This is a genomic window from Amycolatopsis sp. Hca4 (genome assembly GCF_013364075.1).
GTDB lineage: Bacteria > Actinomycetota > Actinomycetes > Mycobacteriales > Pseudonocardiaceae > Amycolatopsis.
The window spans coordinates 5,204,545-5,218,977 of sequence record NZ_CP054925.1; the positions used below are offsets into that span (position 1 = coordinate 5,204,545).

At 72.1% G+C, this 14,433-nt stretch carries 13 protein-coding genes; 9 read left to right on the top strand and 4 right to left on the bottom strand.

What is annotated here, in order from left to right; translation table 11 throughout:
• Positions 1-3: 3 nt before the first annotated feature.
• Both scpA and HUT10_RS22820 read right to left on the bottom strand, forming a co-directional pair.
• Positions 4-2,172, bottom strand: coding sequence for a methylmalonyl-CoA mutase (scpA, locus tag HUT10_RS22815; protein WP_176173100.1), 2,169 nt, complete (start codon positions 2,170-2,172; stop codon positions 4-6).
• Complete coding sequence (locus HUT10_RS22820) at positions 2,169-4,004, bottom strand: methylmalonyl-CoA mutase family protein (protein WP_176173101.1); 1,836 nt, start codon at positions 4,002-4,004, stop codon at positions 2,169-2,171. The genes scpA and HUT10_RS22820 overlap by 4 nt, the downstream gene beginning before the upstream one ends.
• A gap of 152 nt (positions 4,005-4,156) precedes the next feature.
• Here HUT10_RS22820 and HUT10_RS22825 point away from each other — a divergent pair, with 152 nt between their 5' ends.
• Positions 4,157-5,896 (top strand): serine/threonine-protein kinase, encoded by a 1,740-nt coding sequence (locus tag HUT10_RS22825; RefSeq protein WP_176177948.1) that lies wholly within the window; start codon positions 4,157-4,159, stop codon positions 5,894-5,896.
• Here the strand turns inward: HUT10_RS22825 and HUT10_RS22830 are convergent.
• Positions 5,893-6,525 carry a MerR family transcriptional regulator gene (locus HUT10_RS22830; protein ID WP_254896985.1) on the bottom strand — a complete coding sequence of 211 codons (633 nt, stop codon included), beginning with the start codon at positions 6,523-6,525 and terminating at the stop codon, positions 5,893-5,895. The genes HUT10_RS22825 and HUT10_RS22830 overlap by 4 nt on opposite strands.
• A gap of 119 nt (positions 6,526-6,644) precedes the next feature.
• Here HUT10_RS22830 and HUT10_RS22835 point away from each other — a divergent pair, with 119 nt between their 5' ends.
• From HUT10_RS22835 to HUT10_RS22845, 3 genes are read left to right on the top strand one after another with little or no spacing between them, the layout of a single operon-like run.
• Positions 6,645-7,586 (top strand): hypothetical protein, encoded by a 942-nt coding sequence (locus HUT10_RS22835; protein ID WP_176173103.1) that lies wholly within the window; start codon positions 6,645-6,647, stop codon positions 7,584-7,586.
• Positions 7,583-8,002, top strand: a complete 420-nt coding sequence (locus HUT10_RS22840; RefSeq protein ID WP_176173104.1) for an ABA4-like family protein — start codon at positions 7,583-7,585, stop codon at positions 8,000-8,002. The genes HUT10_RS22835 and HUT10_RS22840 overlap by 4 nt, the downstream gene beginning before the upstream one ends.
• Complete coding sequence (locus HUT10_RS22845) at positions 7,999-8,778, top strand: purine-nucleoside phosphorylase (RefSeq protein ID WP_176173105.1); 780 nt, start codon at positions 7,999-8,001, stop codon at positions 8,776-8,778. The genes HUT10_RS22840 and HUT10_RS22845 overlap by 4 nt, the downstream gene beginning before the upstream one ends.
• A 66-nt stretch (positions 8,779-8,844) precedes the next feature.
• Here the strand turns inward: HUT10_RS22845 and HUT10_RS22850 are convergent, their stop codons facing one another.
• Entirely contained in the window at positions 8,845-10,011 is a 1,167-nt protein-coding gene (locus HUT10_RS22850; protein WP_176173106.1) for a glycosyltransferase, read from the bottom strand.
• A gap of 30 nt (positions 10,012-10,041) precedes the next feature.
• On the opposite strand from HUT10_RS22850, the gene HUT10_RS22855 reads away from it, so the two are divergent.
• The 5 genes from HUT10_RS22855 (at position 10,042) to HUT10_RS22875 (ending at position 14,432) form a co-directional block, all read left to right on the top strand.
• Positions 10,042-11,652 carry a phospho-sugar mutase gene (locus tag HUT10_RS22855; protein WP_176173107.1) on the top strand — a complete coding sequence of 537 codons (1,611 nt, stop codon included), beginning with the start codon at positions 10,042-10,044 and terminating at the stop codon, positions 11,650-11,652.
• A complete protein-coding gene (locus HUT10_RS22860; RefSeq protein WP_176173108.1) occupies positions 11,652-12,107 on the top strand; it encodes a flavodoxin family protein in 456 nt (151 codons plus the stop codon). Before HUT10_RS22855 ends, HUT10_RS22860 begins: the two co-directional genes overlap by 1 nt.
• Before the next feature lie 296 nt (positions 12,108-12,403).
• Positions 12,404-12,808 carry a helix-turn-helix domain-containing protein gene (locus HUT10_RS22865; RefSeq protein ID WP_176173109.1) on the top strand — a complete coding sequence of 135 codons (405 nt, stop codon included), beginning with the start codon at positions 12,404-12,406 and terminating at the stop codon, positions 12,806-12,808.
• The gene (locus HUT10_RS22870; RefSeq protein ID WP_176173110.1) at positions 12,805-13,326 is read left to right on the top strand and encodes a hypothetical protein; all 522 of its coding nucleotides are present in this window, start codon (positions 12,805-12,807) and stop codon (positions 13,324-13,326) included. Before HUT10_RS22865 ends, HUT10_RS22870 begins: the two co-directional genes overlap by 4 nt.
• The gene (locus HUT10_RS22875) at positions 13,323-14,432 is read left to right on the top strand and encodes an MAB_1171c family putative transporter (protein WP_176173111.1); all 1,110 of its coding nucleotides are present in this window, start codon (positions 13,323-13,325) and stop codon (positions 14,430-14,432) included. Before HUT10_RS22870 ends, HUT10_RS22875 begins: the two co-directional genes overlap by 4 nt.
• Position 14,433 lies beyond the last annotated feature (1 nt).

Genomic DNA, 14,433 nt, shown 5'->3' on the forward strand with positions numbered 1-14,433 from the left:
GGGTCAGGACTCCTGCGCCGACAGCTGGCCGAGCAGGTCGATGGCCGCGTCCGCGAGCACCGTGCCGGGGCCGAAGATCGCCGCCGCCCCGGCCTCGCGCAGCGCCGGGTAGTCCTGCGGCGGGATGACGCCGCCGACGACCACCATGATGTCCTCGCGGCCCAGCTCGGCCAGCTCGTGCCGCAGCGCGGGCACCAGCGACAGGTGCCCGGCGGCCAGTGACGAGACGCCGACGACGTGCACGTCCGCTTCGATCGCCTGCCGCGCCACCTCGGCCGGGGTGGAGAACAGCGGGCCGACGTCGACGTCGAAGCCGAGGTCGGCGAAGCCGGTGGCGATCACCTTCTGGCCGCGGTCGTGGCCGTCCTGGCCCATCTTCGCGACGAGGATCCGGGGGCGGCGACCCTCCTCCGCGGCGAACTCGTCGACCAGCTGACGGGCCTTCTCGACGTTCTGCGTCTTCCCCACCTCCTCGCGGTAGACACCCGAGATCGTCCGGATCTGCCCGGAGTGCCGTCCCCAGATCTTCTCGAGCGCGTCGGAGATCTCGCCGACCGTGGCCTTCGCCCTGGCGGCGTCGATGGCCAGTTCCAGCAGGTTGCCGCCCTGCTGGGCACCCTCGGTGAGCCGCCGCAGCGCGTCTTCCGTCGCCGCGGAGTCGCGTTCGGACCGCAGCCGGCGCAGCTTCTCCAGCTGCTGGGCGCGGACGCCGGCGTTGTCGACCTTGAGGACGTCGATCTCTTCGTCGTCGGTGACCTGGTACTTGTTGACGCCGATCACCGGCTGCCGCCCGGAGTCGATGCGCGCCTGGGTGCGCGCGGCGGCCTCCTCGATGCGCAGCTTGGGGATACCGGCATCGATCGCGCGAGCCATGCCGCCGGCCTGCTCGACCTCGGTGATGTGGCCCCAGGCCTTGCGCGCGAGGTCGTAGGTCAGCTTCTCGACGAACGCAGACCCACCCCACGGGTCGATCACGCGCGTGGTGCCGGACTCCTGCTGCAGCAGCAGCTGGGTGTTGCGGGCGATCCGCGCGGAGAAGTCCGTCGGCAGCGCGAGGGCCTCGTCGAGGGCGTTCGTGTGCAGCGACTGCGTGTGCCCCTGGGTCGCGGCCATCGCCTCGACACAGGTCCGCACGACGTTGTTGTAGACGTCCTGCGCGGTCAGCGACCAGCCGGACGTCTGGGAGTGCGTACGCAGCGAAAGCGACTTCGACGACGAAGGGTTGAAGCCCTTCACCAGCTTCGCCCACAGCAGCCGGGCCGCGCGCAGCTTCGCGACCTCCATGAAGAAGTTCATGCCGATCGCCCAGAAGAACGACAGCCGCGGCGCGAACTTGTCGACGCTCAGCCCCGCGTCGACCCCCGACCGGATGTACTCGACGCCGTCGGCCAGGGTGTAGGCGAGCTCCAGGTCGGCCGTCGCGCCGGCTTCCTGCATGTGGTAGCCGGAGATGGAGATCGAGTTGTACTTCGGCATGTGCTGCGAAGTGAAGGAGAAGATGTCGGAGATGATCCGCATCGACGGCTGCGGCGGGTAGATGTAGGTGTTGCGGACCATGAACTCCTTGAGGATGTCGTTCTGGATGGTCCCCGCGAGCTGCTCCGGCTTCACCCCCTGCTCCTCCGCCGCGACGACGTACAGCGCGAGCACCGGCAGCACCGCGCCATTCATCGTCATCGACACCGACATCTTGTCGAGCGGGATGCCGTCGAAGAGCTGGCGCATGTCGTAGATGGAGTCGATGGCCACGCCCGCCATGCCGACGTCACCCGAGACGCGCGGGTGGTCGGAGTCGTAGCCGCGGTGGGTGGCCAGGTCGAAGGCGACCGAAAGGCCCTTCTGCCCGGCCGCGAGGTTGCGCCGGTAGAAGGCGTTGGACTCCTCGGCGGTGGAGAACCCGGCGTACTGGCGGATGGTCCACGGCTGGTTGACGTACATCGTCGGGTACGGCCCGCGCAGGAAGGGCGCGATGCCGGGGTAGGTGCCCAGGAAGTCCACATCGGACAGGTCGGCGGCGGTGTAGACCGGCTTGACGCCGATGCCCTCCGGCGTCTCCCAGGCCAGGGCGTCCGGGCCCTTGCCGGTGGCGTCCTCCACCGCGCGCGCCCACGCGTCGCGGTCGCCCGGCGACGGCGTGCCGAGGTCGAGACCGGCGAAGTTCGGGATGCTCATCGCGTGACTCCCAGCTTGGCGTGCAGGCCGTTGAGGACTTCCAGGGCGTTGCCGCCGGCGAAGACGTTGCCGTCAATGCCGTCGTAGGACCCCTTGCCCGCGAGCAGGACGTACTCGGCGCCCAGCGACGCGGCGACGTCGGCCGCCTGGGCGGCGTAGGCGTCGTCGGTGCCGCAGAGGCAGGCGATCCGGGCCCCGGATTCACGGAACGCGCCCGGCAGGTCGTCGGTCGCGCCCGGGTTGACGGCTTCGATCCCGCCCGCCTGGAAAAGGTTGGCGGCGAACCCGGCGCGCGTGGTGTGCGCGGCGACCGGGCCGAGGGTCGCGAGGAAGATCTTCGGCCGAGAGCCGTGCGAAGCGAGGTACGCGTCCGAAGCGTCCCGCAGGGCTTCGAAGCCTTCGGCGTACCGGTGCCGCGGCAGCCCACCTTCCACAGTGGACCCGGCCGGCTCCCGCACCACCGGCTTCTCGGCCAGGTTCGGGAACTCGCTGACGCCGGTGAGCGGGTCGCGCCGGGTGGCGATCCGCTGGGACCGCTTCTCCCACGTCGCGGCCAGCCGCCCGGCCAGCGCACCGGAGGCCAGCGAGGCCACCAGGCCACCCTCGCCCTCGACGGCGGTGAACTCGGCCCAGGCCGCGTGCGCGAGGTCGTCGGTGAGCTTCTCGACGTACCAGGAGCCGCCCGCCGGGTCGGCCACGCCGGCCAGCTTGGACTCCTCCAGCAGCACGGCGTGGGTGTTGCGGGCGATCCGCGCGGAGAAGGCGTCGGGCCGGCCGATCGCCGCGTCGAACGGCAGCACGGTGACCGCGTCCGCGCCGCCGACACCCGCGCCGAAGCAGGCCACGGTCGTGCGCAGCATGTTCACCCAAGGGTCGCGCTGGGTCAGCATGGCCGGCGACGTCACGGCGTGCTGGCGCATCGGCGCGGTGAAGCCGCAGACCTCGGCGACCCGGGCCCACAGGCGGCGCGCCGCGCGCAGCTTCGCGATGGTGGAGAACTGGTCGGCGGTCGCGGCGAGCCGGAACTCCAGCTGCCCGGCCGCGGCCTCGACGTCGAGCCCGGCGTCCGTCAGCGACCGCAGGTACGTGACCCCGGCCGCGACCAGCGCGCCCAGCTCTTGCGCGTCCGAGCCGCCCGCCTCGTGGAACGGGAGGCCGTCGGCGACGATCGTCCGCACGTTCGGGTACTTCCCGGCGACACGCGCCGCGAGCGCGGCCGCCGGTTCCAGTGCCACGTCGGCGCCGGACCGGGCGGCCAGCCCGATCGGGTCGGCACCCAGCACGGCGGTGGCTTCGCTCGCCGGGATCTCGCGCTCGTCGAACAGTTCGAACAACGCTTCGGAGGCGGCTTCGTACTGAGCACCCGCATCCAGCACGACCGGCGCCAGGTCCAGGTAGACCTCGTTCAGCGCGTCGGCCAGCGCCGCGGGCGGCACGGAGAGCCAGATCGACGTCACGCCGCCTTCGAGGTCGGCGAGGATCGCCTTGTTGACCGCGCGGTCGTCGTCGCCGGTGAACCGGGCGCGGACGTCCCAGCCGGTGCTGACCTGCCCTTCCGGCCGGGACCCGCGCACGTACGGCGGCAGGCCGGGGAAGCCGATGTCGCCGGGGACGTCCTCGGCCGTGTACAGCGGCTGGATCTCGATCCCGTCGTAGGTCCGCGTGACGAGCTTGCTCTCCGGGGCGCCCGCGAAGTCCTCCGGCAGCTTCCCGCTCTTGCGCAGCACGCCCGCGACCAGCTCCTGCCACTGCTCGCGCGTCGCCTGCGGGAACTCGGCCGCGAGGTCGAACTCGGAGATCGGCACTGACTCCGGACCGGCCACATCAGTCATAACCTGTGATGGTAGAGGCACTCGCCGCGCTCGACCTGTGAGTCTGGTCGCGCTAGGGGCAGGGTTAGGGGCCGGAACGCGCACGCTGCGTCGAGACGGCCGGTCGCGTACGCCACAATTGGCGCGTGCCCCCCTCCAGCGAAGAGACACGAGTGGTCGCCGGTCGCTACCGGCTGCGTTCGGTGCTCGGCTCCGGGTCGATGGGCACCGTCTGGTCCGCCTACGACGAGTTCCTGCACCGGCAGGTGGCCGTCAAGGAGATGAAGGTGCCGCCGGGCATCCCGGCGTCGCAGGCCGACGAGCTGCGGGAGCGCACGCTGCGCGAAGCCCGTGCGATCGCCGTGCTCTCCCACCCGAACGTGATCATCCTGCACGACGTCGCCCGCGAGGACGACCAGCCGTTCGTGGTGATGGAGCTGCTGCCCTCGCGCAGCCTGGCGCACATCCTGCGCGACCACGGGCCGCTGACCGTCGGGCAGGCGGCCGCGGTCGGCATCGCCGTGGCCTCGGCCCTGGAGGCCGCGCACGCCGCCGGGATCACCCACCGCGACGTCAAGCCGGGCAACGTCCTGGTGGCCAGCGACGGCCGGATCAAGCTGACCGACTTCGGCATCGCCCGGAACGTCTCCGAGGCGACCATGACCCGCACCGGGATCATGCTCGGCTCGCCCGCCTACATCGCCCCGGAGGTGGCCTCCGGCGGTGCCGTCACGCCGGCCGCGGACCTGTGGGGCCTCGGCGCCACGCTGTTCGCGGCGGTCGAGGGCGCGCCGCCGTACGACGCCGACGGCGACCCGCTGGAGACGGTCGGCAAGGTCGTCAACGGGAAGGTCCCGAAGCCGAAGGCCGGCCCGCTCGCCGACGTGATCAGCGCGTTGATGAAGAAGGAGCCCGGGCAGCGGATCACGCTGCGGGAGGTCCGGCACCGGCTCTACCCGCTGCAGACGAAGACGCCGCTCGACCTGTTCGGGCCCGAGCTGTTCCGCACCCCGGACGGCAAGAAGACGTCCGCGCAGCCGGACGCGACCGACACCCAGATCATCAAGACCGTCCTGCCCGAGAAGGAGACGGCCAAGGCGGAGAAGAAGGCCGAAGCGTCGAGCAGCGAGCTCGCCGCCGACCCGGGCCCGCTGCCGTTCCTGCGCCCGCCGGCGCCATCGGCTCCCACCGCGGCGGCGCCGACGGTGTTCGTCCCGCCGCCGCCGCGGCCGGCGCGGCGCAGTTCCACGGCCACCGCAGTGCTCGTCGCGCTCGCGATCCTGCTCTTCCTGCTCGCCGCGGGCGGCGGGTTCGCGCTGGCCAGGGCGGTCGGCGGCCAGTCGCTGCTGCCGCCGGCGGCCGCCCCGCGGAGCACGTCGAACGGGGTGACCGACGTGCCGCCGCCGTCGCTGGTGCAGCAGTCCGGCGACGCCAGCTACGTGACCGGCAACGGCGGCCAGTTCGGCCTCCAGGTGCCGGACGGCTGGCAGAAGTTCGTCGCCCCGCACACGACGACGAAGTTCGGGGCGAGCACAGCGGTCCAGTACGTCTCCCCCGACGGCCGCCGGTCGCTGCGGGTGGAACGGCTGGTGAAGTACTTCGCCCAGTACCCCGACGACAACGAGTACATCAACTGGCTGAAGGGGTCCTACCCGGGCAACGCGTTCCAGGTCTACGACCCGACACCGCTGCCGGGCGGCAAGGGCTCGACGCTGACCTACCGCCTGGCCGAGGGCGGCACCCTCCCGGACGGCGACGGCGACGGCGGCGGCACCCGGGTGACGTTCATGAACCTGATCCAGGCGGGTACCAGCCTGTGGCTGCTGTCGGTGACCGTGCCGGCCGAGCAGGAGGACTCGGGCCGCCGTGACGTCTTCGACCGGGTCGCCCCGACGCTGAGCGTCTCGGACTAGCCCTCCGGCGGCCGGCCGAGGAGCTCGCGGGAGACCTGCTCCTGGGCGAGGTGGCGCAGGCCGGCGAAGATGCGGTCGCCCAGCACGGTCGCCACCAGGCCGGTCTCGATGATCTTGTCGAACGACGTCAGGCCGCGGACCGTGTCGATGTCCAGTTCCGCGACGCGCATGGCCAGCTCCGCGTACTCCTCGAGGTGGCCGGCCAGCTTCTCCTGGCCCAGCTCCTTGGCCGTCGCCAGTGCCGCGATCAGGTTGGCCATCGCGCGGTGCTCCGGCGGGTGCGCCTTCCAGCCCTGGCGGGCCAGCAGGTCCGCCAGCAGCCCGGACGCCCACTCGGCGGCCTCGTCGGACACCTTCGGCGGGGGCCCGGCCAGCTCCTGCTGGACCACGCCCATCGTCCGGTGCGGGGTTTCGGCGCCGTCGATCGCAGTGAGCACGACGCCGACCGAGGCCAGCGGCAGCCCGCCGACCTCGGTGAGGGCCTTGATCAGCCGCAGCCGCTGGACGTGCGCCGCCGAGTAGCGCGCCTGGTTCGGGCTGGTGCGCTCGCCGGGCGGGAGCAGGCCCTCGCGCAGGTAGAACTTGACGGTCGCGACCGGCACCCCGGACTCGGCGCTCAGCTCGGCCATCCGCATGCGTTTCCGCTCCGATCCCGGGGCCCGTCTCGGGGACAACCCTGAAGACTTCTCAGCATGGATAGTTTAGCTTTCCAAAACGGAGAGCTTGACTATCCGTTCTGGGAGGAACCATGACCATCCTTGCCGATCTCCGGAGCAGAACGAACACGTGGCACCGGCCGTCCGCGCTCGCGGCCGGTGCGCTGGGAGTGGTGGCGGTACTGTGCGCGGCCGCCGTAGTCCTCGACCAGCGGACCCTGGCGGGCGCGCCGATCTGGGCCAAGCCGTTCAAGTTCGCGGTGTCCGGCGCGCTCTACTTCGCCACCTGGAGCTGGCTCGTCTCGCTGCTGCCGCGGTTCCGGCGCACGGCGGGCCTGCTGACCGACTTCCTCATCGCGATCTTCACCGTCGAGTACGTCCTGCTCGTCTTCCAGGCGGCCCGCGGGCGCGCGAGCCACTTCAACAACGCGACCCCGCAGGACGCCCTGATCTACCAGGTCATGGGCACGATGATCGCGTGCCTCTGGGTCGCCACCCTGGCCCTGACCGTCCTGGTGATGTTCACGAAGGTGCCGGATCGGGCGAGTTACTGGGCCGTGCGGGCCGGGGCGATCCTCTCCCTCGGGGGAATCTCACTGGGCGCCCTGATGACGTCACCGACCGCGCGGCAGCTCGCGCAGTGGAAGGCCGGCGGGCCGCGGGACATGGTCGGCGGCCACACGGTCGGTCTCGAAGACGGCGGCCCCGGCCTGCCGATCCTCGGCTGGAGCACGGTGGGCGGCGACCTGCGGATCCCGCACTTCGTCGGGATGCACGCGCTGCAAGCCCTGCCGCTGCTCGCCATCGCGCTGGCCGCGCTCGCCCCGCGGTTCACGCGGCTGCGTGACGACGTCGTCCGCGCCCGGCTCGTCCTGATCGGCGCGGCCGGGTACGCGGGCCTGATCGCGCTGGTCACCTGGCAGGCGCTGCGGGCGCAGTCGATCGTGCACCCGGACGCGACGACGCTCGGGGCGTTCGCGCTGCTGGTCGCGGCGGTGGGCCTGGGCTCGTGGGCCGCGGTGCGTGTCCGATGACCCTCTTCGACCTGGCCTTCCCGCTGGCGGCGCCGTTCTGGGCGTTGCTGATCCTGGCCCCGAAGTGGCGCTGGACCGAACGGATCATGCGCTCGCCGTGGGTCCCGCTGCTGCCCCTGGTCTGCTACTTCGGGCTGGTCCTGCCGCACTTCGGCGAGTGGGGCCGGGCGATGCTCCGGCCCGACCTCGGCGTGCTGCAGACGCTGCTGGCCACGCCGTGGGGCGCCGGGCTCGTCTGGGCGCACCTCATCGCGTTCGACCTGTTCATCGCGCGGTGGATGTACTTCGAGGGGCGCTCGGCCGGGCTCTCGCCGTGGGTGGTCAGCCCGATCCTGCTGCTGACGATCTTCCTCTCGCCGTTCGGGCTGGTGGTGTTCCTCCTGGTGCGCGCGGCCCGGTTACGCTCCCTCGCATGACTGAACAAGAAGCCGCGAGCGCCATCGCCAAGCGCACCGGCGTTGACGCGCACGACATCGCGGTGGTCCTGGGGTCGGGCTGGCGCCCGGCGGCGGACGTCATCGGGGAGTGCGAGACGGAGATCCCGTTCGCCGAACTGCCCGGTTTCACCACGCCCGGCGCGGTGGGGCACGGCGGCACCATCCGCTCGCTGACGATCGGCGACAAGAACGTCCTGGTCATGCTCGGGCGGACGCACTTCTACGAGGGCAAGGGCATCGACCCGGTGGTGCACAACGTGCGCACCGCGGCGGCGGCCGGCGTCCGGACGGTGCTGCTGACGAACGCGGCCGGCGGCCTGCGCGAGGGCTTCCAGGTCGGCCAGCCGGTGCTGATCGCCGACCACCTGAACCTGACCGCGCGCTCGCCGATCGTCGGCGCGAACTTCGTCGACCTGACCGACCTGTACTCGAAGCGGCTGCGGGACATCGCCCGCGAGATCGACTCGTCGCTGGAAGAAGGCGTCTACGCGGGCCTGACCGGGCCGCACTTCGAGACGCCGGCGGAGATCCGGATGCTGCGCACGCTGGGCGCGGACCTGGTCGGCATGTCGACGGTGCTGGAGGCGATCGCCGCCCGCGCGGCCGGCGTCGAGGTCTTCGGCCTGTCGCTGGTGACGAACCTGGCCGCGGGCATGACCGGCGAGCCGCTGAACCACCAGGAAGTCCTCGAAGCCGGCCAGGCCGCGGCCACCAAGATGGGCTCCCTGCTCCGCGAGCTGGTCACCCGCGCCTGACGAGTTCCGGCTTGGATCACGTACGTACGTGATCCAAGCCGGAACTCGCGTGATCGGAGCCGGAACTCAGACCAGGGCCGGGAGTTCGGCGGCGACCTCGGCCGGGGACGGCATGGCCGCGACCTCGGCGGCCAAGGTCCGGGCCGCGTCGCGGACCGACGTGTCCGTGAGGAGGTGGCGGGCCTTGGCGGCGACGGCTTCGGCGGTGACGTCGGCGCCGAGCAGGCGGTCGCCGACGCCGGCCTCGTGCACCGCTTCGGCGTTGGTGAACTGGTCCGCGCCCTGCGGGAGCAGCAGCTGCGGGAGGGCCGCGCCGAACGCACCGAGCGTCGTGCCGCTGCCGCCGTGGTGGACCACCAGGTCGACGTGCGGGAGCAGCGCCGCCTGCGGGACCCACGCCTCGAGCCGGACGTTCTCCGGGACCTCGCCCAGCGCGCCCTCGGGCAGCGACGGGCCGGTGGCGACCAGGACGTCGACGTCCAAACCGGACAGTCCGGCGATCGCCTCGGTGAGCACGCCCGCGTGGCCCATCGCGGTGCCCAGCGTCAGGTACACCAGCGGACGCCGCTTGTCGAGCACGCCCGGCGGCAGCTCGCCCGGCTCGCTCCAGCCGACCGGGCGCAGCGGCACGCGGTGGGTGGTGCGCGCCAGGAAGTCCGCGTCCTGCACCGACTCCGGGCAGATGTCGACGAACGGGCCGCCGAACGCCAGGTCCTCGCCGACCTCGATGCCCAGCGAAGCGCCGTGCTCGCGGATCGCGTCCCGGATCCTGTCGGTCATCGGGTCGCCGGTCGACACGCGGCCGAAACCGTGCGCCACCACCGGGATCCCGGCCTTGAACGCGGCGAACGCGCCGCCCGAATTGCCCGCCTCGCTGACCACCAGATCGGGGCGGACGTGCTCGAACAGCGGCAGCAGGTCGGCGAGGAACCGCTTCGGCATCAGCTCGCCGAAGACCTTCGCGACGACCGGGAACAGCACCTCCCGCGGGATGTCCCCCGGCGGGCCGGGCGGCCCTGCGTCGCCGAACGTCTCGGCGAACGCCTGGCCGAACGCGTCCTTGATGGCGAGCCCGGCGGCCGCCGCGTCGAGCCCGGCCTTGGTCAGCTGTGGCAGGAAGTCTTCCGAGGTGGCGAAGACGACGTCGTGGCCCGCCTCGCGCGCGGCGACCGCCAGCGGGACGAGCGGGAAGGTGTGGCCGAAGGACCCCAGTGAGGTGAAGAGTAAGCGCACCTACCCGACCATAGCCCGTAGGCTGGCGCGGTGACATCGGATTCCACCCTGCGTGACGCCGCTTCCCGCTGGATCGCCGCCGATCCGGACCCCGCCACCCGCGCCGAGCTCGAAGCGGTCCTGGCCCGCGCCGACGGCGACCCTTCGGCCGCCGAAGACCTCGCCGACCGGCTGGCCGGGCCGCTGGAATTCGGCACGGCCGGCCTGCGCGGCCCGGTGCGCGCCGGGCCGAACGGGATGAACGTCGCCGTCGTCACCCGCACGACGGCCGGGGTCGCGGAGTGGCTGACGGCACACGGGCACGCCGGTGCGCTGGTCGTCGTCGGCCGGGACGCGCGGCACGGCTCGGAAGCCTTCGCCACGGCCACCGCGGAGGTGCTGACCGCGGCCGGGTTCGACGTCAAGGTGTTCCCCCGCCCGCTGCCGACGCCGGTGCTCGCGTTCGCCGTCGGGCGGCTCGGCGCGGTGGCCGGGATCCAGATCACCGCGTCGCACAACCCCCCGGCGGACAACGGGTACAAGCTCTACGACGCCACCGGCGGCCAGATCGTCCCGCCGTCCGACGGCGAGATCGAGCGCGCCATCGAGGCCGCGCCGTCCGCCGCCGACGTGCCGCGGGCGGCCGGCGCCGAGATAGTCGACCTGCTGGACCGCTACCTCGACGAGGTCGCGACGCTGCCGCTGGGCTCGGAGCGCGCGGTGCGCGTGGCCGCGACGGCGCTGCACGGCGTCGGCGCCGACACGCTGCGCGCGGCGTTCGAGCGGGCCGGGTTCACCGACCTGCACCTGGTCGGCGCCCAGACCACGCCGGACCCGGACTTCCCGACCGTGTCGTTCCCGAACCCCGAGGAACCGGGCGCGACGGACCTGCTGCTGGCCCTGGCGTCCGATGTGGACGCCGACCTGGCGATCGCGCTCGACCCGGACGCCGACCGGTGCGCGCTCGGCGTCCGCGAGCGCGACGGGAGCTGGCGGATGCTGCGCGGCGACGAGACCGGCGTGCTGCTCGGCTCGTACGTCCTGTCCACTGTGGATCGCACGGTGCTGCCGGACCCGCTGGTGGCCACCACGATCGTGTCTTCGTCGATGCTGGGTGAGATCGCGAAGGCCGAAGGCGCCCGGTACGCCGAGACGCTGACCGGCTTCAAGTGGCTGGTGCGCGCCGGCGAGGGGCTGGTGTTCGCCTACGAAGAGGCGCTCGGCCTGTGCGTGAACCCGGGCTTCGTGCGCGACAAGGACGGCATCGCCGCCGCGACGCTCGCCGCGGGCCTCGCCGCGCAGCTCAAGAAGCAGGGCCGGACCCCGCTGGACGTGCTGGACGAACTCGCGCAGCGCCACGGCGTCCACCTGACCGACCAGGTTTCGCTGCGGGTCACCGATCTCGCCGTGCGCGGGCAGCTGATGGCGAAGGTGCGGGAGACGCCACCGGCCCGGCTCGGCGGCGTCGACGTCACCCTCGAAGACCTGCTGCCGGACGCCGACGTGGTGCGGCTGACCGGTGACGGCGTGCGCGTGGTCATCCGGCCGTCGGGGACCGAGCCGAAGCTGAAGGCGTACCTGCAGGTGGTGGACAACGACCGCGGCGTGGCGCAGGAGCGGCTGACGGCGTTGCGGGGGGACGTCGAGGAACTGCTCGCCTGATGCCGCGGCTGCTGATCGTCCACCACACGCCGTCGCCGTCGACGCAGGCGTTGTTCGAAGCGGTCGTGGCCGGGGCGACGCACCCGGACATCGAGGGGGTGGAGGTGGTCCGCCGGGCGGCGCTGGCGGCCACCGCCACCGACGTCCTCGAAGCGGACGGCTACCTGCTGGGCACGCCGGCGAACCTGGGCAGCATGAGCGGCGCGCTGAAGCACTTCTTCGACACGATCTACTACCCGTGCCTGGACGAGACGCGAGGTCGCCCGTTCGGGTACTGGATTCACGGCAACAGCGACACTTCGGGCACCGAACGGCAGCTGCTGGCCATCACGACCGGCCTGGCGTGGGCCAAAGCGGCGGAATCCGTCACCAGCACGGGTGAACCGGACAAAAAGACCCTGGAAGCGTGCACCGAACTGGGCGGCACGCTGGCCGCGACGCTGATGAGCTCCTGAAACGTAAAGGGGCCTGTCACCGGAAGCCCTGGGGGTCGACCTCCGGCAACAGGCCGTGGCCAAGGGTTCGCCCGAGGGCGATCAACCTTGGCTCCTGAAGCGTACTACAGACGGTGCGATCATGACGAGTCGAAGGCGCGACAACCTCTCGCCTGAACCGTTCCGTGCACCCCCAGGGCACGGAGAGCCAGGCGAGAGGCGAGCCAACTGTAAACCACTGCATACGACGGCTGTCAACATGTGCGTACAGTGGTTTGCGGTTAGAATTTTCGCGGCTGGATTCCCAGGGGGTGGAGATGGCACGGGAACGCACCTTCGCGGAGCGCCTGAGCGCCCTGATCGAGGCCGCCCGGGTGGACGGCCGCACACCGCACAGCTACCGGGAGATCTCGGCCGCCGTCGAGCGGGCGGGCGGCCCGGCGATGTCGCCGGCCTACCTGCAACAGCTCGCCACGGGCAAGCGGGTCAACCCGAAGATCCACTACGTCGAGGCGCTGGCGAGGCTGTTCGGCGTGCCGGTGACGTACTTCTTCGACGAAGAGGGGGCCGCGGCACCCGGCGGTGAGGCCCAGCTGATGGCGATGCGGGCCCAGGAGCTCTCGCCGCAAGGCCGCCGTCAGGTGATGGACCTGCTCGAGCTCGTCGAACGCTACGAGCGGGCCGAGCGCGAGGGCCGGAGCCCGGAGGACGCTCCGCGATGAAGGAGCGCGAGCTGCGCCGCCGCTGCCGGAAGCTGCTCAAGGACCTGGACATCGGGCCGCCGCTGGACGTCGAGGTGCTGTGCGCGCGGCTCGGCGAGCGGCGCGGCAAGCCGATCCGGCTGCTGGCGTACCCGCTCGAAGTGCCGGGGCCGTTCGGCTGCTGGATCGCGACGGCGTCCGCCGACTACATCTTCTACCAGGCGGAAACGACGAAGTCGCACCAGGACCACATCATCCTGCACGAACTCGGGCACATGCTGGCCGACCACCACCCGCACGGCGACGCCGAGCCGGCGGACTTCCTCCGCGGCCCGGCTCCCGATCTCGACCCGGATGCCGTGCACCGCGCGCTGCGCCGCTCGTCCTACGATGACGCCCACGAGTGGGAAGCCGAAACGGTCGCGACGATCATCCTCGAATGGGCGTCGGTCCTGAACTACACGATCCCCCGGCGCGCCGCTGACCGGGATCTCCGCCGGATCCAGGGAGCGCTCGGGGATCACCAAGGGTGGTTGTGAGCACACTTCTCAGCCCCGTGAACCTGATCGCGCTGGTGCTGTTCGCCGCCGCGCTCGCGTGGCGGATCTACCAGGTGACGCGCGCGCCGACCGTGCCGAACTGGGCCGTCACCGCGTGCGTTGCCGGGTTCGCGGCCGCGTTCCTGCTGCAGCAGACCGTGGTTTCCGACGAGGTCGACGCACTGCTGGGCCTGGGCGCGGCGCGGGTGGCGAACAACGCGCTGCTGGCGTGCGGCCTCTGCGCGCTGGTCATCTTCTTCCTCGGCTCGGCGCTGGGCCCGCGCCGGTACCGCCGGGTGGCGGCCGAACTGGTCCCGCTGGCCGTGGCGATCGCGCTGATGGTCGTCGCGATGGCCCTGACCCCGCCGGAGCTGCGCGGCCTGCCGCTGGGGCCCTCGACGATCCACGACGGCGGCGTCGCGGCGTTCTACCTCGGCGCCGGGCTGTACCTGATCTACGGGCTCATCGCCTGCACGGCCTGGATCGTGCGGTACCAGCGGGTGGCCGACCGGAACCTGCGGATCGGGCTGCGGCTGAGCGCGATCGGCATGGCGAGCGCGGCCGCCGGCAGCGTCTTCCGCGCCCTGTACATCGTGGTGGCGTGGGCGTTCGGGCCGGTCGTCAAAGTCCTGCTGCTGCTCGGCGTGCCGTTCGTGGTCGCCGGCGGGATGCTGTTCCTCGCCGGTGTCACCTACCCGGGGTTGCGGGCGCGCATTTCGGCGTTGCGGCGGCGCCGCCAGCACCGGCACGAGCACGCGGCCCTGGCTCCGTTGTGGACGGTCCTGGTCGAGGCGTTCCCCAGCATCGTGCTGCGGACCCCGCCGCGGGGGCGCGGTGGCGTCAACCGGGTCCACTACCGCCGGGTGATCGAGATCCGGGACGGCCTCGTGCAGCTCTCGCCGTACCTCGACGCGGACTTCGGGGAGGTCGTCGCCACCGATCCCGGCGCCGCGGCGGCCGCGCTGAAGACGGCGCTGCGGCGGCACGCCGACGGCGAGCCCAGCGACGGCCGGGCCAAGCAGGTGCTGCCCGCCGGGGCGGACGACCTCGAATCCGACGTCCGGCCGCTGCTCGCGCTGTCGGCCGCGATGAAGAACGGGAAGTGAC

Excerpts from the sequence above, each read along its gene's own strand:
- HUT10_RS22845 (WP_176173105.1), top strand. The coding sequence starts at position 7,999 with ATGACTGAACAAGAAGCCGCGAGCGCCATCGCCAAGCGCACCGGCGTT.
- HUT10_RS22870 (WP_176173110.1), top strand. The coding sequence starts at position 12,805 with ATGAAGGAGCGCGAGCTGCGCCGCCGCTGCCGGAAGCTGCTCAAGGAC.
- HUT10_RS22840 (WP_176173104.1), top strand. The coding sequence starts at position 7,583 with ATGACCCTCTTCGACCTGGCCTTCCCGCTGGCGGCGCCGTTCTGGGCG.
- HUT10_RS22835 (WP_176173103.1), top strand. The coding sequence starts at position 6,645 with ATGACCATCCTTGCCGATCTCCGGAGCAGAACGAACACGTGGCACCGG.
- HUT10_RS22865 (WP_176173109.1), top strand. The coding sequence starts at position 12,404 with ATGGCACGGGAACGCACCTTCGCGGAGCGCCTGAGCGCCCTGATCGAG.
- HUT10_RS22830 (WP_254896985.1), bottom strand. The coding sequence starts at position 6,525 with ATGGCCGAGCTGAGCGCCGAGTCCGGGGTGCCGGTCGCGACCGTCAAG.
- HUT10_RS22820 (WP_176173101.1), bottom strand. The coding sequence starts at position 4,004 with ATGACTGATGTGGCCGGTCCGGAGTCAGTGCCGATCTCCGAGTTCGAC.
- scpA (WP_176173100.1), bottom strand. The coding sequence starts at position 2,172 with ATGAGCATCCCGAACTTCGCCGGTCTCGACCTCGGCACGCCGTCGCCG.
- HUT10_RS22860 (WP_176173108.1), top strand. The coding sequence starts at position 11,652 with ATGCCGCGGCTGCTGATCGTCCACCACACGCCGTCGCCGTCGACGCAG.